We start from the raw sequence: 20,086 nt of genomic DNA, 5'->3' as shown, positions 1-20,086 counted from the left end.
TAGTAGCGCTAATGTGGTAGTTTATGTTTGAGTCTCCCGTACATATAAGTACCCAGGACAGCTGAGGCTATCATCACGATAAACACGCCATAACCATTCCCTAACATGATAAACATGGGTCCCGGACATGCACCAGTCAACGCCCATCCCAGCCCAAAAATGATTCCGCCAATCAGGTATCTGGAAATACCTCGTTGCTTTGGCTCTATTAGAATAGGCCTCCCATCCAGGGATTTCATTTCATATTGCTTAATGATTTGGATAATGATTATTCCGAAAATTACGGCAGAGCCAATCACTCCGTACATGTGGAATGACTGAAATCGGAACATTTCATAGATTCTAAACCAGGAGATCACTTCTGATTTAGTGAGCGTTATGCCAAATACAACGCCTAGAATTAAGAATTTGATAAACTTCATATCAGACGTTGAATAAGTATGGTGTTACAAAATAGGTTACGAATAGCCCGCCAATAAAGAATCCGATGACAGCAATAAGAGATGGTTTTTGCAGATCACTCAAGCCGCTAATAGCGTGACCCGAAGTGCATCCACCTGCATATCGTGCTCCAAAACCTACTAAAAATCCACCTAAAATAATAACAATTAACCCATTGAAAGTCAGTAGGTTATTCCAGTTGAATATCTCGCTTGGTGCAATGGCCTTCCCTGCACTTTGAATACCAAGTTTGGCTAGCTCATTAATCGTTTCCACTGAAATTGAAACAGCATCTGCCATCAACCAGGTATTAGCGATGTATCCACCAATGACGGAACCTGCTACAAACACTAAATTCCATATTTGGTGTTTCCAGTTAAAGTCAAAAAAGTCACAATGTTTGCCTGCACCCATTACTGCGCACATGCTTCTCAGATTACTGCTTAACCCAAAACGCTTTCCACTTAGGAGTAGGCTAAGCATAATAAGCGCAATAAGTGGCCCTGCCACATACCAGGGCCATGATTGGCTAATAAATTCCATAAAATGATCTAGTTAAATTTTACTTCTGGGTAGTTGGACATACAAAGTTTGTTGTAGGGATTTCTGTCCCTTTAATGTCTTTGTATCCTCCAGCAACATCTACCAGCTTATGAAATCCTCGAGATTTTAAGATTGAGGCAGCAATGACCGACCGATATCCTCCTGCACAGTGAATGTGATAGGTCTTATCCGGGTCTACCCGATCCATCTGCTCACTGATGAAGTCTAGCGGGATGCTCTCTGCGTCCTCTACGTGTTCCGCTTCGTATTCACCGGGCTTTCTTACGTCCATCACATGGATATTACCTTTTTGGTATCTATCGGCGAATTCTGCTGCATTTATAGACTCCATGTCTTGGATGTCCTTTTCAGCTGAGTTCCATGCTTCCATTCCACCCTGGAGGTATCCGAGGGTATTGTCATATCCAACACGTGATAGTCGGGTTACTACTTCCTCTTCCCTGCCCTTATCAGCTAAAAAGATGATCGGCTGTTGTAAATCAGGGATTAATGCTCCAACCCATGGGGCGAAATTTCCATCTATCCCGATGAATATGGAATTAGGAATATGTCCTTTAATAAAATCCCTTTGGTGTCTGGTGTCCAGTACAAGCGCACCTTCATGGTTTGCCATGGCTTCAAAAGTTTCAACGTCGAGTGGGACATTGCCTTTTTCCAGAACTTTATCTAATCCAACTGCACCGGCTTTGTTCATCGCAACATTTTGAGCGAAATATTGAGGTGGTGGCAACAATCCATCTGTTACCTCCTTTATAAACTCCTCCTTAGTCATATCCGCGCGTAGTGCATAGTTTGTCTTCTTTTGATTACCCAGCAGATCGTGAGTCTCCTTGCTCATGTTCTTACCACATGCTGAGCCAGCACCATGTGCAGGATACACAATCACTGAATCCGGCAATGTCATGATTTTGTTTCGCAGGCTATCATAAAGCATTCCTGCAAGGTCATCTTGTGTTAAATCGCCCTTTTGAGCTAAATCAGGTCTTCCCACATCTCCAATAAACAAAGTGTCACCACTGAAAATGGCGTGCTCCTCTCCTTTTTCGTCGATTAGGAGATACGTTGTGCTTTCCAATGTGTGTCCGGGGGTATGCAGCGCTTTTATTTTCACTTTCCCCAAAGTGAATTCTTCACCATCATCAGCCTTATGAAATTCATAGCTTGGATTCGCATTGGGACCATATACGATGGTAGCGCCTGATTTTTCAGCCAGGTCAACATGACCGGAAACGAAATCCGCATGAAAGTGCGTTTCAAAAACATATTTAATTTTTGCACCTTCTTTTTCTGCTTTTTTGATGTAGGGAGTAGATTCCCTCAGCGGATCAATGATGGCTGCTTCTCCTTCACTTTCTATGTAGTAAGCTCCCTGTGCCAGGCAACCTGTATATATCTGTTCAATATTCATATCTTAACTAATTACACCACAAAAGTACGAAGCTTTCATGGTCATGTTTGTAACAAATGTTACGTTTTCACATTGCTTTGTAAGGTCACTTTCTTATATGGATCCTTCGTATTACTCAGCGCATTTTCAACTGCTTCACTCAGACTTAGAAAAAGATTCTTTTTACCAATGACCTTCGTTAGTTCTGTCTGAACCATGGTGTCTCGCACGGGCCCAATCACATCACAAATAACCAACCTAACTCCTTTTTCATTCAATGAATCGATCAAATTTCGCAACCCTTCCACTGCTGTGGCATCCAGGTGGCTAACTGGGCCAGCGTCGATGATGATTTCATTGATTTTATCATCTTCTGACAGCAGTTTGCGGATGTAGTCATTAATGCCCTGGATATTTATAAAGCTCAGTGGGGCATCAATTCGTAGTATCGCCAGTTCTTCCCAGGTTTCTAAATCTTTAAATCGGGTAATGTTTCTAAATTCATGATGACCCTGAATTCTACCCAGTCGGGCAATATGCGGGTATGCAGCACGGTATAGGAATAACAGTATGGATAGGATAATTCCAGTGACTATGCCGATGACCATCCCAATATTAAGCGTTACCAGAAAAGTGAATAGCAGCACTAAAAACTCCTTTTTACTATTCTTCCACAGCTTTTTACCATATGCTAAGTCGAATAAATTAGTGACTGCTACCATGATGATTGCAGCGAGAATGGCATGGGGTAGGTAATAGAAAAGTGGCGTGAGGAAGATCAGGGTCAAAGCTACCAAAGCGGCACTAATGATCGACGCAAGTGGAGTATTGGCTCCAGCCTGCTGATTAACAGCTGTTCTGGAGAACCCCCCGGTTACAGGATATGATTGAAAAAGAGCTCCTACCACATTCGCAGCTCCAAGACCGATAAGTTCCTGGTTTGGAATGACTTTGTGATTCCTATTTTTGGCTTCCATCGCTTTTGCTACGGAAAATGCTTCCATAAACGCGACCACAGAAATGGTAAAAGCAAGTGGTAGTACCTCATTGAATTGTCCAAGAGAGAACTGGGGCAAAGTAAAAGCCGGAAGTCCTTCCGGGATGGTTTGAACAATACTTACACCTCCGGAATGAAGGTTGAGCAGGTAGACTAATCCTGTTCCAATGATTACTGCTATAAGGGCTCCAGGGATGTTTTTATGAATTCTTTTGGAGATTTTGATGATGACAATACCAACAATACCGAGCATTAATGTCATCAGATGGGTATCATCGACTTTATCCAATGCATTGATAATTACCTCATAAAAGCGATTACTCTTTTGAATGTCTGTACCTAACAGATACTTCAGCTGATTGAAACCAATGATTAATGCGGCAGCTGAAGTAAAGCCGCTAATTACTGGTTTGGAAAGCAAGTTTGTGATAAACCCCAGTCGAAATATGCCCAACAAGAACTGAAAGGCCCCCATAAAAAATGCAAGTAAAATCGCAAAGGCGATATAGAAGTCTGATCCTTCTGTAGCTAACACAGAAACTCCTGCAGCAACAAGTAAAGAGTCCATGGCTACCGGCCCGACGGACAATTGCCGGGAAGTGCCAAGTATCGCATAAATAACCTGAGGGACAATTGATGCATACAGTCCATACACTGGTGGTAATCCCGCAATAAGGGCGTAGGCCATACCTTGCGGAATTAACATAATTCCAACCGTGATACCAGCAAAAAAATCTCCGCTTAGATGCTCTTTTTTATAGTTGGGCAACCAACCAAGTATGGGAAGAAAACGCTTCATATTTCTGTGACTGCCAAAAGTAGCATGATACAAGATAGTGCCCTGTAACATTTGTTACATGTAAAATGCTAGAGAATTTCTATCCGATTTCTGAATTGTTGGATTTGATCATTTTGTTCTAGTTTTCTTGAGAAGCCTAGACACTACTACTCTGGATGTCCCAAGGTCATTTGCAATCTCGTGATGTGTTTTTATGATCTCGTAGGATCCATTACCTGCTTCGTTTCTAATAGGTATTTACAGAGGCAAATTACTAACCTTTGAATTTTTCCTTTCGCGACAAGTGGTAATGGACATGGCACACTAAATATTACTAAACAAAAAAGCCGATCAATAAATGATCGGCCTCAATAAGCAATTTTTTCTCGAATTAATTATTCAATGCATCTAACTCATCATTCATCTTCTCGGATTTATCATTCATTCCAAGACTATTGTAAATATAAGCCAGTGTTTCCAGCACGGTTTCGTTGACTTTAAGCGAGTAGAGTCTTTCCCAAATAGGTAATGCTTTTTCCAGTTGGGCATTGATCTTTTTGGTCAATTCCTTGCTCTTCTTTTCTTCCTTATAGCTGAGTGCGTTTCGCTCTTTTATCAGCTCATTTGCACCATTGAATAACGCTACACCAATATTGAAATTGGAGTTGTAATGATTTGGATCAATTTCTACGGCTTTTCTGTATTTCTCTAATGCTCCCTCCAGATCACCAGTCTCTTCCTTTAATACACCTAAGCTGAAATATAAATCTGCATTTTCAGGATCAGCTTCAATTGCCTGCTCAAGTCCTTCCTGGGCCTCCTCTGTTCGCTTAAGCTCTATTAAAAGGTTGATCTCATATTTAGCAATCTCTATGTCTTCAGGATATTCTGCTTTCGCTTTTTTGATGATATCCAGTCCGTCCTCAAAGCGTTCTTCTCTAACAGCGTAGTTATATAACTGAAGAAAAACTGTCTTATCTCTCACTCCTGCTTCGTACGTCTTCATGAAGTTATCCTTGGCTCTTTCATCATCACCATCTGCCACCGCAGCGTAAGCTGCATTTAAGATCGCATTTGTGTCGCTTGGGTTTATGTAGAATGCAGTCTCGAAGTTAGTAGCTGCATTAGCAAAATTTTCTTCATTATATTCAGCAATGGCCTGATTGTAATAAAAAGCATACCAGCCGAGCTTTTTTGAGTCCACATTAACTACCTGCCCTGAATTGAAATCTACTGTATTAATTGCTTTTTGGTCTGGATCCAATTCGAGCGCTTTATCAAAGGCTTTAATGGCCTCTTCCATAGCTCCAGGTTCACTATTTGCCGTATCAAGTGTTGCATATATCTGTCCTCTGTAAAACCAAGTCTTAGGGTCATCTTTGGTTTTTTCATGAACAATTGCTTCATCAATGATTGACTTTGCTTCAGCTAATTCGCCACTCTCCATGGCAGAAATTGCCTTGTTTATTTTCGGCTTTTTCTGCGCGTATCCTACTACACAAATAGCCGCTAACATAAGGGTCAAAAATGTTCTCATTATTCGTTTTTTAGTTTATTCGTTATCCTTTTGGTTTTCAGTATTTTCCGTTCCAGGTTCTTCTCCTCCCTCTATTTCCTCATCACCTCCAATATTAGAGATTTTTTCAACAGCGGAGATTTCATCGTCATCGTTAAGTTTTATCAGACGAACGCCTTGAGTTGCTCTTCCCATCACTCTTAGGTTGTCTACAGACATCCTAATAGCAATTCCGGATTTATTGATAATCATCAATTCATCCCCGTCAATCACATCTTTAATGGCGACAAGCTCTCCGGTTTTATCTGTTACATTGAGTGTTTTTACTCCCTTACCACCTCTTTTGGTGATACGGTAGTCTTCCAGGTCGGATCTTTTGCCGTATCCTTTTTCAGAAACGACTAAAAGATTAGGTGGATTTTTGTAGTCTACACAAACCATACCAACTACGAATTCCTTATCCGTAATATTCATTCCACGTACTCCGGAAGCCATTCTTCCCATGGATCTTACATCAGACTCACGAAAGTTAATCGCTCTCCCTGAATTACAAGCAATCACAATGTGATTATCACCATCGGTCAACGCCACATTAAGTAACTTATCATTTTCACGAATTGTGATGGCATTGATTCCGTTTCTTCTAGGTCTGCTATAAGCCTCAAGTGATGTTTTCTTGATCACCCCACGCTTGGTACACATTACCAGGAAGTTGTTGTTGATGTAGTCAGGGTCTTCCAGGGTTTTTACGTTGATTACCGATCGAACCTTGTCATCGGATTCAATATTAACCACGTTCTGTATCGGCCTGCCCTTTGATGTTTTGCTTCCTTCTGGTAGCTCCCAAACCTTAATCCAAAACACCTTACCAAACTCCGTGAAAATCAATAGATAATTGTGTGCAGAGGCAATAAACAGATGTTCGGTAAAATCATCGTCCTTGGATTTTGCTGCACGGCTTCCTACGCCACCTCTGCCTTGGGTTCTGTATTCAACAAGCGGTGTTCGTTTAATATATCCTTGATGAGAAATGGTGATCACCATGTCTTCATCCGGAATCATATCTTCAGCAGTAAATTCATCCGCACTGTGTTCGATATCAGATCTGCGCTCATCCCCATAACGCTCTTTCATCTCCAGTAGCTCATCTTTGATGATCTGCATTCGTCGACTTTCATCGCCTAAGATGTCTTTCAATTCTTTAATTAGCGCCTGAATCTCTTCGTATTCTTTCTGGATCTTATCTCTTTCAAGACCGGTAAGTCGCTGCAGACGCATGTCCAGGATGGCTTTTGCTTGAATTTCTGAAAGACTAAATTTTTCAATCAGACCAATGCGTGCTTCATCAGGATCTTTGGATGACCTGATCAAATTAATGACCTCATCTAAATTGTCAAGGGCGATTAAGTATCCCTCTAAAATGTGTGCTCTTCGCTCCGCTTCGTCTAATTCGTATTGCGTTCTCCGGACGACTACCTCATGACGGTGTTCAACGAAAAACTTTATTAAGTCTTTGAGGTTAAGGGTTTTAGGTCTCCCTTTTACAAGTGCTACATTATTCACACTAAATGAAGACTGTAGCGCTGTTTGTTTATATAGGTTATTTAAAACAATGTTAGGAATGGCATCTTTTTTCAGGTCATAAACCACTCGCATTCCGGCCTTATCCGATTCATCTCTGATATCAGCTATGCCTTCAATTTTTTTATCGTTTATTAAGGCAGCTGTCTTTTCGATCATGTTTGCCTTATTGACCTGATAAGGGATTTCTGTAACGATGATCTGCTCTCTTCCGGTGCTCGTTGTATCAAATTCGGCTTTAGCTCGAAGAACCACTCTTCCTCTACCTGTTTCAAAAGCTGCACGTACACCCTGGTAACCATAAATGGTAGCACCTGTAGGAAAATCAGGAGCAGTTACATGCTGCATCAGCTCCTCAATGGTGATGTCATTATTGTCGATGTAGGCGACAGTTCCATCAACAACCTCTGTTAGGTTGTGTGGTGCCATATTGGTTGCCATTCCCACGGCAATACCACTAGCTCCATTTACTAAGAGATTGGGGAACTTCGCTGGTAATACGCTTGGTTCCTCTGTACTGTCATCATAGTTGGGAACATAGTCAACAGTATTTTTTCGGATATCTGCCAGCAGCTCTTCGGAAATCCTCCTTAGACGTGCTTCTGTGTAACGCATTGCAGCAGGTGAATCACCGTCTACGGAACCAAAGTTTCCTTGTCCGTCTACCAGTGGATAACGCATCGACCAATCCTGAGCCATACGTACCATCGTATCGTAAACCGCAGTGTCTCCATGTGGGTGATACTTACCCAGCACATCCCCGACAATTCTCGCACACTTTTTATAGGACTTGTTGTAGTTTACACCTAGTTCGTCCATCCCATAAAGGATTCTCCGATGAACAGGTTTTAAACCATCCCTAACGTCTGGTAATGCTCTTGAAATGATGACGCTCATCGAGTAATCGATGTACGCTCCACGCATTTCTTCTTCAATATTTATAGGGATTATATTCTCTTCGGATGAGGATAGGTTATCGATATCTCCGTCTGCCATTTATGCTTATTAGGGTTAGCTCAAAATCAACCCGCAATTTAGCATAATTCTAGCTGAAATCATTGCGTTTGAGCGAATTGAATTTGGCTGTAAAATCTTTATGAATGTTAATTTTTTGTAGGGTTCAGTTTTCGCTTATTCTTTCGCTTATAACGCCATAATTTTCGATGATTCTCCCCTACTTTCGGGTTCTGACGCTTGTGAATAGGTTGCCCTCTAACTTCCATTCTTTTACCCGTTACAGGATTGGTATAGACATGCTTTAACTGGACATGATCGCTTTTCATTGGAGAGCGAGGAATTTCAGGGATGTTGATACTTATACCCGCCTGAATGAAGAAAGTAGGATACTTGTAGGAAACCGTGCTACCATCCGGGATACTGATGCTATAAGACTTGAAATCCACGCTCGGACGTATAATAACACGGAAGTATTCTGACCAGTTATTTTCAATGCTTATTCCAAAATTGGTATATAATCCTCTTGAGATCGCTCCAGAGTTAAACTGCTTGCCGGATCGAATCCGACCGACCTGCAATTCTGCTACAAAATCATAACTCCAAAATTGGTAAAACTTGTACCCCACCATTCCATAAAGCCTGGAATACCTTGTGCGTTTAATATTCGGCTGATAGTTTCGCACCTGATCTCCATAGGCAGTTGGAGCCATTTCTCGTAAGTAGTGAAGCTCATACGAGTAACCTGCCCCTATCCGGAAGTCTTCAAATTCATAGTGAACCATCAGATTGATGGGGACACCTCTTGAAACCCCTTTAAAGCCGAAATTGGTAGTGTCCGTATCAATTAAAAATGTCTGATCACCTAGCTGTGGATTGCCAACCGGATTACCCAGATAACCAAAAGGCACATCAAATGGATCCTCCAATGAGGTTTCAAATCCCAATTGGGGATCATTGAGCCAGTCCGTGTACCCTGAAAAAGAACTTCCCAGGTTTTCTATTGTATTGGAGAAAATAAACTGATTTTGTGCATTTTGATAAAAATAGACCCCTTCCAATTGATGAGAGTACTGAGTGAATGTCATTCCCGTAGTGGCTGTAATGCTGAATTTATTCAGAAGTACACGCAGAGGGTTACGATAGATATCGTATTTCTGATAGATATCCTGAGTTAGTCCTTGCATACTTATCAGTATCAAGGCAGCACAAATTCCATATCGTTTGATAGAGGCGAGCAATTCATCTCAAAATTAACGCATTAATCAACACGGGTGATTTCAAATAAAAGAGTTTGATACGGAGGCACACGGGTTACATAATCAGGGATGATTGCATCTTCGACCAAATCAGAGTCAATGAAGTCAGGAATTACCAGCGCACTTTCCCGATATCCTTCATTTGACGGGACCAGAAATAATGCTCGTTCACCTGTTTGCATTTGTGACACTCCAAATTCAAATCCAGACAGTAGTTCACGTGGTTCGTTTGAGCCAAATATCCATCGGAAGCCCTCAGAAGTATCAAAATTGGTATCATCAATGAATCTTCCGCTATAATCTACCTCGACCGTATCACCGGCAACTGGCACATTACCTGTTCCAATACTTCTTCGTTTATACGCTATGTTATTAGGGAAGAATACCGTAAAATCCGTAGGATTAAGATTTAAACTGTCTAGCAAATTATCATCTATGTATTGCTGAATATCCACAATCTCCTGAGCAAAGAGGTCTGCTTCATTATGAACTGCAACCAATTGAATTTGTAAAAGTGCAATTAGATCCTGATCAATTGCTCCTGAAGTAAGTTCTGCATACCCCTGGCTTGGAGGTAGAATGAAATTATAAATTTCTCCCACTCTCATTAGGCTGACTCCAAAATCAGCGCCCAACGGGTAAACTGCTGATGCACCAACTTTGAATAGCAGAGAATCACCATTCGTTCTTTGGTGAGAGGCAATCACATTCCCATCAAGGTCTGAAAGTGTGTAGTAAATAGCTGCTATACCTCCGGGGCTGGCTTGAGTTCCTGAAGCATTTACTGAGTCAGCATAATAATAAATGCCAGTAGCATCATCTCGTGTAGCGACTGTTCCTGTAGTATCCAGCCAAGCTTGAATTTCATTATCCGCCGTTGTTGCCACAAAATCATCATTGCTGCATGAGAGCAAAATTGCTCCAACGAGAAGTATCCCTGTATACTTTAACCGACTCATTACCACCAACAACGTATGTAGAGAAATAAGATTATTTAAATGTCTTACAAAACATTTGAAAAACAGGAATCCGATTTAATTCAAGCTTTTCTCCGATAAGTATCATCCGCTGATATTCTTCCTTACCGATTTTATGGTTTTGATTGATTATGTCCTCATCGTTTTCCAGGAAAAAGCTAGCAATGAAGCGAATCAACAGGTAAGGTGAGTGAAGAACTGCTTCCCTATACTCTTTATAATCGATATCTCCATCTGTTACTTTTGCATCCTGATCTACATTTTCAATATTACAGGTTGCTTTAATCGTTTCTTTCAGTACATCCATGAACTTGTCTGACCAATTGTAGTAGTTCTTAATCAGGTACTTCATTGCATATACAACCGGATCTTTTTTCATGAAATAGCCTCCTTTTGAAAGTTTTCTTGCCTTTTTATTCAATGCCATTTCTTCAAACAGGCTGATTTTTCCGTCAGCCATTGCAATACCAATTGTTGGAGACATCACTATCAATGAAAAGAAATCTTCATCGCTTATCTCTAAGTAAGGAGCTTCAGTTTTAAGGAAATCCTTTTTCAAAGCAACTGTAGCTTCTTTTACTTCAGGATATTCTATCATTGATTCTATTTCGTACTCGGTGAACATGGAGGTTTCGGTTATTTATTAGACCTCAAAATAAAGCCTTTTAACTAAATAGAGAAAAGTCCTGCGCTAATTATTCAAAGTTCTATTTTAGCGAAAAAAAGTAACATGACGGACAAAGACATTCAACTTGGGATACAGGTGGTGCCCCTCACAAGAGACGACAAGGTGTATGATAAAATTGATGCCGCTATAGAAGTCATTCAAAACTCAGGAGTAAAGCATGTTATCACTCCGATGGAGACCGTTATGCAAGGCCCTTATGAAGTACTTCAGCAGGTTGCGAAGGAAGCCCAGCAAGCCGTGGTTGATGCCGGTTGCAACGAGTTCCTTGTCAACATTAAGATGCATATCCGCTTGGATGGGGATGTCACCATGGAGGAGAAACGACTAGATCGTTAAAAAGCCACCGTACTTTCCAATGATTGATAGGTTTGAAATTGGGTCTTTCCCTTTTTGCCGACGTAATTAAAAGGTTTGGTGTTTTCACCTCTCGGTCCTTCGGTGTGTAGTATAATTTCGTTTTCACCTGCAGATAATGGAACCCTGGTATAGTGAATGCTATGAGGAATGGTTTGCCAGTTTCGTGTATCAGCTTGCTCTGAGGCAAAATTCATAACACCAACTAAAAAGCCGAGTGTTTCATCTTCTTTTCGAACTTGTTTTTCCACAGTTTTCTTAAGTGCTACCCGTAACAAGCCCTTTCCAAGTTCTTCTAACATCCTTTCGTTCAATGTTTTAAATGCTATTGCATTGATATCTTCCGCTTTTTCAAGCGGGTAGTAGTAGTTATTTATTTCTAAGCTGGCCTGTTTGAAGAAAGGCTCCCGTTCAACGTATTTTGGGAAAGCTACTCTGGTTCCTGTCAGATCCGTAATGCTGGCATTTCCATCATCGCCAGCATTGTAGTAAAAAGGAAAGTTTAATCCGTATTCGTCATTCTGGAAAAACACCTGGCCGCCCGCGCCTTTGATTGCAACAAAATTTATTGACCATTCGTCTTTGACAGGCGCTAATCCATTATGCCAAAAGAAAACGAGCTCTCCTCCTTCTGAAACTGGTAGCTCATTATACTCCATTCCAAACTCTTCACTGAACTTATCCCGTTCTTCAGGGAAGCCAGCAAGCGTTGCTGTTCTTAGCAGATCTTTTTTGAGCTGATCAGGTGCGGATAAAGCGAACATTTCGGCAAATTCATTCTTATAGATTTCGTAAGAATTTCTGTAAGCGATGAATGCATTGTTATAATCGCCCGAAGCATCATAGATAATCCCCATCAGGTTATGAACAAATGCATCTTTCTGGTACTTATTTTCAGATAAGTATTTATCCCCGAGTTCAAACAACCGTTGATTGAGTCTTCTACATTCTACTAATGCAGACTCATAATCCTCCATCTTAAGGAAATTAAGGGCTTTGTAATACAGGAGCATCAGGTGCTCGTGATCCTCGCCCGGATATACAATTAGGTTGGGGTTTAAGAAGTAGGAAGCAGCGAAATTCAAATAGTTTTTATGATAGTCCTCACCAAAAAGATACGCCTGCTCTAGCCAGTTATTACTTTCTTCATAATTGCCAAGTAGATGTTCTACAACGCCTTGGTTCGCATAGTACAAGAACCGAGTTTTACTCCTTGCTGCTTTTTTATTCTGATCCAGAATATTAGCTGCTTCCTCAATATTTCCTTCTTCGAAATTCTTATTGAATTCGTAATTAAGTTGATAGAAAGATGCGCAACCTGAAAGCAGAATCAGGATAGGAATAATACGTATGGTCTTGCTTGAAACCATTGGAAAGTGGTGATAAAGTTGAATGATAAAGAAAGGCTGCAAGTCCCGAATGGACCTGCAGTCCGTATAGACTAGTTCTTAATGTACTTCTTGATTTCTTTGTCTCCTAACCAAACTTTTTCGTTAGTTTCGACATCAACCAACTCAAGATTTACTTTATAGCTAACCACTTTTTCTTTCTTATACGAATCGGTTACAGCTGTAATGATTCCAAACATCATGAAATCGGCACCAAGCTCTCTACCCCATTTTGCCTGAGTTTCAGGTGAAGCAAATTCATTTTGATCTGCTCGTTCTTCACGTAGCTTTTCTCTAAACTCTGCATTTGAAACCACTCTGACGAACCCGGAATTGATAAATTCTTTTTCTATGTCCTTGATGAAAGTTTCGGATTCAATGTGCTCCGAACTCTTATTCTTGATGTAACCCACAATGATTACTGGCTTTCTATTATTTCCTTCTCTGAAATTATTATGCCATGGACGACCTGTGACGTCCTGAATCATTTCTTCAGCAACAAGTTTCGAATCTGTGTCATTCCATCTGCCACTGAGGTCTACCTGTTGATCAGGGTTGATTCGTGTTACTTGTCTATTGCATGATGCCAGTGCTATTACCGCTAGCACAATCATGGATAATTGAGTGATTTTTTTCATTTTCAATTGATATTATGGTGAAACAAAGATAGGTGAAACAATCACCTAAAAGTCCGCTGAGATTCTGAAATTCAAAAACCTTGCCGATAATGAATTAGGAATGGCCAATTGAGCCCCGGTTACATCCTGAATCCATGAATAAGAGAGGGTGTTATCGGCACCTAAGACGTTTAATACTTCTGCCCTTAACCAAAAGGTTTTCAGGTATTTATGATTCTTTAATTCAAATGATTTGGATAGTCCCATATCTACCCGATAATATTCATCACCGGAAAAAATATTTCTTGCATTTATTTCATTTGGAGGTCCGAGTGGATACCCTGAACCAAACACAGTATTCACATAAACTCTCATGGTGGGATCAGTTGCCAGGTGATCTTCGAAGTAAAATGCCAAATTAATTCGCTGATCTGTTGGTCTTCTGATATAATCTTTATCATCCTCAGCAATGTCTTCTTTGGTATTCAAAATCCCCAGGCTAAACCAGGATTGGGTGCCCGGTATAAACTCTCCATTGATTCTAAAATCAAATCCGTAGGCATAGGCTTCTGCGTCATTATTCGCAAAGTATCTCAGTCTTACATTGTCAATATCGTAAGGGATTACATTTTTCATTGACTTGTAATACGTTTCTGTCGTAAACAGGAATGGTCTATTCCACCAGGTGAAAATCCGTTCCATAGCTGCAATGATATGAATGGATTGTTGTGCTTTGACATTATCCTGAATATCTCCTGCCAAGTTTCTTAACTCCCGGTAAAAGGGTGGCTGGCTGTATTTTCCAATGGATATTCGAAATGAGGTCTCTTTTTCCCAGTCTGGTTTCAGTCGATAAATCAATCGCGGACTAAAAAGCGTTTCGTTGTTATAATCTAAATGATTAACTCTTGCTCCAATATTTAATGCGTGCATAGAGTCCTTTGAGAATATGGTTGCTTGAGCATATCCTGTCAATGTGGTAGTCTCAAGATCAAGCTGATTAAAAGTGCTTTCATTCAAATTGACAAAACCGGCTGAATCTAAAAATGCATATTCATTTAACTCATCATTGATAATGTTCTTATTATATCCCAAACCCGCTTCAAGTACAGACCAGTCCGATAAGAGATATTCATTTCTCCATTCCGCGTTATAAATCTGGGCCTCAAGCTTGTTTCTACCATAATCAAAGTTTCTGCCTACTCCCCTGACTACCACACATTCATTAAAACTGTTAGACCCGGGATTATTATCTACATCGCAAATTCGATAAGCACCTTCTACGTTATAGTTTTCTCGTTCAGAGGTGTATACACCAGAGACGATCCATCGACTCAAGAACTTATTTGACCACCTATGCGATAGATTAATACCGCTTTGATAGGTATCATAATCAAGCATTTCACGTCCTTCAAAAGCGGTTTGAATTCGTAGGTTTTGAGACACAGATCCAAACTCAGTCACTTGAGAGGCTGGAAGAGTTAAATATCTATTACGCCCATATGAGAGTAACCAATTGAGCTTGGTTCTATTATATTGTTCGCTATTTTTTCCAGTCAGATCAAAGGTGAAAAATCCCTGAACATCGGTATATGAAGGCAAGTATTGTCCGTCTGTTTCCAAGGTGTTTAACAGGTACCTGGAGTCTCTGTGTCTGGCTCCAAAAAGGTATTGCGTGTTGTTACTAAAACGGTCCCCGATGTAGGCAGAACCTCCCAATAGTCCAAAATTGATGCTGCCCTCCAATGATTCCGGTTCTTTGTAATCGATATTTAAGGATGAGGATAGCTTATCTCCATATCTTGCCTCCCAACCTCCTGCATAGAAGTTGATATCCCCGACCAGGTCAGAATTCACGAAACTCAACCCCTCCTGCCTTCCTGCATTGGCAAGAAAAGGTCTGTATACTGGAATATCGTTTACATAAACCAGATTTTCATCAAAATTTCCACCTCTGACATTGTATGCAGATGAGAGCTCATTATTTCCCGCGACACCTGGAAGTGTTAGGAGGACTTTATTAAAATCACCAAAAGCGGAAGGTAAGTTCTGTGCAGACTTTGCATCGATTTTGGCAGCAGGATCAATTGCATCACGTTCTCTTTGACCTTCAACCTCTACATCGTCAAGTTGAGTGGCTTCAGGTTTAAGTGTTACAATGAAATCACTAATTCCGGTGGGAATGTTTGGGAGTTCGTGCCTACCATATTGAACATGCGAGAAGATGATATCGTAAGTCCCGGAATCCAGTTCCAATAAAAAATAGCCATCTATGTTTGAAATAGTGCCTATGGATCTATCTGACTTAATGGAAATATTTACTGCTGGAATTGGCAGGTTATCCTGGTCAACAATCTGACCTTCAATGATTGCTTTTTGAGCAAAAACGAGATGAACTAATAAAATGAAACCTGAGAAGATTAGGGCTCTCAATGGATCAGGTTTTTTTAAGGTTTGAGATGGTTTGGGCAGGATCATCTGATTTAAAAACGAAACTTCCGGCCACAAGCATATCTGCACCAGCTTCAAAAAGTTTAGCGGCATTTTGATCGTTTACTCCTCCATCAATTTCAATAATGATTTCTGGATTTACCTGATCAACCATCTTTTTGAGTTTTTTTACTTTATCAAATGTAGTCTCAATGAATTTTTGGCCACCGAATCCGGGATTGACCGACATTAAAAGCACTAAATCTACATAGGGCAAAATCTCTTCCAATGAGCTGACTGGGGTATGAGGATTAATTACAACTCCAGCTTTAGCCCCAAGTCTTCTGATTTCTGTCACCGTTCTGTGTAGATGTCTACAGGCTTCCTGATGCACAGTGATAATCTCTGCTCCTGCTTTCATACAATCTTCCAAATACGGATCTGCATGTTCTATCATTAGGTGATAATCCATGGGTTTTTTTGCATGCTTATAAATAGCCTGACACACCGGAAAACCGAATGAGATATTTGGAACGAAAACACCATCCATGATATCAATGTGGATGTAATCTGCTTCTGAGTTGTTTAACATTTCTACCTCTTGCTGGACATTCGCAAAGTCAGCTGCAAGAAATGAGGGAGCGATTAGTTTTTGAGACATTAGAAATTGATGAGTTTGACGACCTTTTGATTATTTCCTATTTGCAAGAATAAGAAATAAACTCCTTGTTGGCTACTATCTAAATTCAATTCCATATTCTCCTTAATCTGTTTTCGCTTGAATTCTTTGTTGTAGATAAGACTTCCTTTTGGATCAAGTACACGTATTATCATTCCTTTTTCAAACTTACCTTCTGTTGTGAGGTATAAGGTATCTCCATTGAACGGATTAGGATAGATGGTCACTTTTTCTTCTAAAATATCAGTAACATTCAAGGCAGTTTCTCCGGAAACGGCATATGCATAATTAGGCACACCCCAACCTCGAAGTGAATCTGGCTGACTGTTTAGATGGCCGGAATTTTTGATTGCTGCAATAACTTCAGCACTTGTCCAATCCGGATTAGCCTGCCAAATACCAGCTGCAAATCCTGCAATTAATGGAGATGCAAAACTTGTCCCGCTCCCTCTTTGAATGTTTCCTGAACCCCTAACCACTGCAGAGGCACCACCAAAGGCAGCAACATCCGGCTTGATTCTACCGTCGGCTGTATTTCCTTTTGAACTAAATGATGAGTAGGAAAAATCAGCATCCACACTTCCGACAGTTAACACTCCTTTAGCGTCTGCTGGTGGTGTAATTCGTCCCCAGGTCTTGTTTCCTTCGTTACCGGCGCTTAGAGCTACAATCATGCCTTTAGTGGCTGCCAGTGTAGCCGCTTTTGATACAATGGTGGTTTCACCATCCATGTCTTCAAAATTGTAATTGTGTTCACCAATATCAAACAAACGGTAACCAAGCGATCCATTAATCACATCAGCCCCAAGGCTATCGGCAAACTCTGCTCCCAGAAGAAAGTTGTATTCTTCTACTCGATCTTCACTTCCCCCTTCCTCAGTTACGCAAAGAATAAAATGAGCCTCCGGAGCTGTTCCAATCAGATTTCCATTCTCAGATTCATAATTTGAAGCGATCAATGAAAAGACCGAAGTTCCATGATCTCCAAATTGAAAAACATTGCCCGAGTTTGATACAAAATCCTTAGTGGCGATTATTTTATCGTTCTCCCAAATGTGTTGAAAAGGGCTGTGTCTATCAACCCCGGTAAATCCATTGTCCAGAACAGCGATAATCATCCCCTGACCTTTAATATCATCTGCGTGCATATGATCTGCCCCCAACATGATTAATTGAATGTCAGAATCACCATTTACAGACCCTGGTTCTTCAAAAGTTGTAGGCTCTTCTGGAATGGTTTGATCAGAACTTAATCTCGTAGACTCAGCAATCCATGCCACACTATCCACGTACGTAAGCATCTGTAAATCATCGAGTAATGTTGTGTCAGCCTGTATCAACGCACCGTTCATCCATCTGGATGAAAAATAGACTTCAACGCCAACATCCTTCAGTCCCTGCATATATGAGGGATCAACAGGTAGATCGGATTCATCTATTTGAATATTTTGCTTTTCTCTTCTATCGATAGCTCTTTGCGTAAGAAAATCGGAAGGAGTGGCAATCGAAAACGGGTAGGTGTCACCTGCTTTATCGGAGAAGTAAACAAAATACCTGTTGACTGCTTCCTGACTATAAGTCTTCGTTTGAGTTAAGCCGATAATGAAGATAATGAGTAGCTTAATTTTCATTTCCTATTTCAATTAAGGTCTGTTTTAATGAACGTCCAGCAATAACTTCTCCCAAATCAGCTCCGCAATCACTTGAAGTACATTTCTTTTGTGTCAAATAATCTTTTTCAACCAATCCGACTCCTCTCGCATAGATTTCACTTCTCAAATCTATCCCGGTAATATTTTCTCCAATGTCTTCTATGATAACTTGTGTGTGATCCTCTGTTGCAATTGAATCTATGATAGCATTTTCGATGGGTTGATAGTAATACGTTAATTCGTTTCTACTATTTAAACTATTGCCATCCCATGCTCTACCTTGAATTACAGGAAAGGTCAATTTCATAAACGGAATGTTGTTTTCAGTGATGGCCAGATAGTTCGCTGTGCTGGTTACCGTCCAGACAGAATCACTTTCCCAGTCATCTAATTCAGAGGCGCGAATATCCCTCCTTAACAAATAGGTAATCTGGTCATTTGAGGGAATAGAATCGAATATGATTTCTCTGAGCTGATAAATTGTTGTATCAAATCCTGTAATCAGGTAATTGATTTCTTCTACATCATAGATTCGATATTCACCCAGATTTAAGGGATAGTAATCATACCCCAGGGTGGCAGGATCAACCTCTTTCGTTTCATTACATGAACTGAGAATGAAGATAGCAGGTATCAGAACCCATGCTATCCACTTTTTTATTAAGATAAATGCGCTAACGAAATGTGCTATTTTCAATTTTGTCTATTCTGGTGAAAACTTGAAGTTATCCATCCACCACCAATTACATCATCCCCTTCGTAAAAAACGGCAGCTTGGCCAGGAGCAATGGCGCTAACCCCATTGCCAAAATACACTTTCATGGTGTCTCCGACCTGCTCAATAACGGCAGGGTTACCCTTATCATTGTATCGTACTTTTGTGATGGTGTCTTTTCGCTCCCCTTCAATGCTGGCATATTTTTGCATATTGAGTTGCTTGACGTACATCCCATCTCTGCTTAACTCATCGAAAGTTCCTAGTACTACTCGGTTTGTATCTTTCTGAATTTCAGTTACATATACAGGGTAACCTAAAGCAATACCAAGTCCCTTACGCTGGCCAACCGTGTAAAATGGATATCCCTCATGTTTGCCGATCACTTCACCAGATTCAAGAACAAATTCACCTCCGGCTACCTGCTCTTCGATTCCCTCTACTCTCCTTTTAAGAAAGCCGCGGTAGTCGTTATCCGGAACAAAACAGATCTCGTAAGATTCTGATTTGGTGACCAGCTCGTAGAATTGACGATCTCTTGCCATGTCATAGATCTCTGATTTTTTCAGATGCCCTAACGGATACTTCGTTCTGCTTAAACTTTCCTGGGAGATACCCCACAATGCGTATGATTGATCTTTATATCCATCCACACCTCTCGATACTACGTGTCGATCATTTTCTTTACGAATATTGGCATAATGACCAGTAGCGATGTATTCGCAATCTAATTTATCTGCTCTGCGCAGTAAAGCGTCCCATTTGATATGTGTATTACACATCACACAAGGATTTGGCGTCCTTCCGGCCATATATTCATCGGTGAAATAGTCGATGACAGCATCTCCAAACTCATTTCGAATATCTATAATGTAATGTGGGAATCCGAGGCTTACGGCTATGTTTCGTGCATCATTGATTGAATCAAGACTACAACAACCTGTCTCTTTGCTACTTCCTCCTGAGGTCTGATAGTCCCATGTTTTCATGGTCATTCCTATTACCTCATATCCTTCTTCGTGTAGCATCACCGCAGCAAGTGAGCTATCAATGCCGCCACTCATGGCAACTAAAATTCGTCCTTTTTTACTCATTGTTTCGTACTTCTG

18 protein-coding genes are annotated in these 20,086 nt (G+C 40.6%); 1 reads left to right on the top strand and 17 read right to left on the bottom strand.

The features are described 5' to 3' along the window. Positions 1–8: 8 nt before the first annotated feature. From ACO05G_RS07785 to ACO05G_RS07740, 10 genes are all read right to left on the bottom strand, one after another. On the bottom strand, positions 9–422 hold the full coding sequence (locus tag ACO05G_RS07785) for a DUF6691 family protein (protein WP_348282310.1): 414 nt from the start codon (positions 420–422) through the stop codon (positions 9–11). 1 nt (position 423) lies between these two features. Next, positions 424–984 (bottom strand): YeeE/YedE family protein, encoded by a 561-nt coding sequence (locus ACO05G_RS07780; protein ID WP_421765446.1) that lies wholly within the window; start codon positions 982–984, stop codon positions 424–426. 19 nt (positions 985–1,003) lie between these two features. Then, the gene (locus ACO05G_RS07775) at positions 1,004–2,413 is read right to left on the bottom strand and encodes an MBL fold metallo-hydrolase (protein WP_421765445.1); all 1,410 of its coding nucleotides are present in this window, start codon (positions 2,411–2,413) and stop codon (positions 1,004–1,006) included. Positions 2,414–2,472: 59 nt separating this feature from the next. Further along, positions 2,473–4,188: a SulP family inorganic anion transporter gene (locus ACO05G_RS07770; protein ID WP_421765444.1), complete on the bottom strand. Its 1,716-nt coding sequence runs from the start codon at positions 4,186–4,188 to the stop codon at positions 2,473–2,475. Between the two features lie 108 nt (positions 4,189–4,296). Further along, positions 4,297–4,365, bottom strand: a complete 69-nt coding sequence (locus ACO05G_RS07765) for a hypothetical protein (RefSeq protein ID WP_421765709.1) — start codon at positions 4,363–4,365, stop codon at positions 4,297–4,299. A gap of 193 nt (positions 4,366–4,558) precedes the next feature. Continuing rightward, entirely contained in the window at positions 4,559–5,704 is a 1,146-nt protein-coding gene (locus ACO05G_RS07760) for a tetratricopeptide repeat protein (RefSeq protein WP_421765443.1), read from the bottom strand. Positions 5,705–5,719: 15 nt separating this feature from the next. Then, complete coding sequence (gene gyrA / locus ACO05G_RS07755) at positions 5,720–8,260, bottom strand: DNA gyrase subunit A (protein WP_421765442.1); 2,541 nt, start codon at positions 8,258–8,260, stop codon at positions 5,720–5,722. Positions 8,261–8,367: 107 nt separating this feature from the next. Continuing rightward, the gene (locus ACO05G_RS07750) at positions 8,368–9,405 is read right to left on the bottom strand and encodes a hypothetical protein (protein ID WP_421765441.1); all 1,038 of its coding nucleotides are present in this window, start codon (positions 9,403–9,405) and stop codon (positions 8,368–8,370) included. A gap of 74 nt (positions 9,406–9,479) precedes the next feature. Then, positions 9,480–10,436, bottom strand: coding sequence for an FKBP-type peptidyl-prolyl cis-trans isomerase (locus ACO05G_RS07745; protein ID WP_421765440.1), 957 nt, complete (start codon positions 10,434–10,436; stop codon positions 9,480–9,482). Between the two features lie 31 nt (positions 10,437–10,467). Beyond that, positions 10,468–11,079 carry a hypothetical protein gene (locus ACO05G_RS07740; RefSeq protein ID WP_421765439.1) on the bottom strand — a complete coding sequence of 204 codons (612 nt, stop codon included), beginning with the start codon at positions 11,077–11,079 and terminating at the stop codon, positions 10,468–10,470. A gap of 105 nt (positions 11,080–11,184) precedes the next feature. Between ACO05G_RS07740 and ACO05G_RS07735 the strand changes: the two genes are divergently transcribed. Then, entirely contained in the window at positions 11,185–11,478 is a 294-nt protein-coding gene (locus tag ACO05G_RS07735; protein ID WP_421765438.1) for a thiamine-binding protein, read from the top strand. On the opposite strand, the gene ACO05G_RS07730 is transcribed toward ACO05G_RS07735, so the two are convergent. From ACO05G_RS07730 to mnmA, 7 genes are all read right to left on the bottom strand, one after another. Further along, positions 11,475–12,866: a COG3014 family protein gene (locus ACO05G_RS07730; protein ID WP_421765437.1), complete on the bottom strand. Its 1,392-nt coding sequence runs from the start codon at positions 12,864–12,866 to the stop codon at positions 11,475–11,477. The two genes, ACO05G_RS07735 and ACO05G_RS07730, sit on opposite strands and share 4 nt — an antisense overlap. Positions 12,867–12,937: 71 nt before the next feature. Further along, positions 12,938–13,522, bottom strand: coding sequence for a penicillin-binding protein activator LpoB (locus tag ACO05G_RS07725; protein WP_348282321.1), 585 nt, complete (start codon positions 13,520–13,522; stop codon positions 12,938–12,940). Positions 13,523–13,567: 45 nt separating this feature from the next. After that, positions 13,568–15,934 (bottom strand): TonB-dependent receptor, encoded by a 2,367-nt coding sequence (locus tag ACO05G_RS07720; RefSeq protein ID WP_421765436.1) that lies wholly within the window; start codon positions 15,932–15,934, stop codon positions 13,568–13,570. 4 nt (positions 15,935–15,938) lie between these two features. Beyond that, positions 15,939–16,592 (bottom strand): ribulose-phosphate 3-epimerase, encoded by a 654-nt coding sequence (gene rpe, locus ACO05G_RS07715; RefSeq protein ID WP_421765435.1) that lies wholly within the window; start codon positions 16,590–16,592, stop codon positions 15,939–15,941. Beyond that, positions 16,592–18,241, bottom strand: coding sequence for a S8 family serine peptidase (locus tag ACO05G_RS07710; protein WP_421765434.1), 1,650 nt, complete (start codon positions 18,239–18,241; stop codon positions 16,592–16,594). Before ACO05G_RS07710 ends, rpe begins: the two co-directional genes overlap by 1 nt. Continuing rightward, positions 18,231–18,959, bottom strand: a complete 729-nt coding sequence (locus ACO05G_RS07705; RefSeq protein ID WP_421765433.1) for a hypothetical protein — start codon at positions 18,957–18,959, stop codon at positions 18,231–18,233. The genes ACO05G_RS07710 and ACO05G_RS07705 overlap by 11 nt, the downstream gene beginning before the upstream one ends. Further along, positions 18,956–20,071 (bottom strand): tRNA 2-thiouridine(34) synthase MnmA, encoded by a 1,116-nt coding sequence (gene mnmA, locus ACO05G_RS07700; protein WP_421765432.1) that lies wholly within the window; start codon positions 20,069–20,071, stop codon positions 18,956–18,958. Before mnmA ends, ACO05G_RS07705 begins: the two co-directional genes overlap by 4 nt. Between the last annotated feature and the right edge of the window lie 15 nt (positions 20,072–20,086).

This window comes from Ekhidna sp., assembly GCF_965227465.1.
GTDB lineage: Bacteria > Bacteroidota > Bacteroidia > Cytophagales > Cyclobacteriaceae > Ekhidna.
The sequence above is the reverse complement of the archived record's forward strand: the minus strand, read 5'-3'. Positions and strand labels throughout refer to the sequence as shown.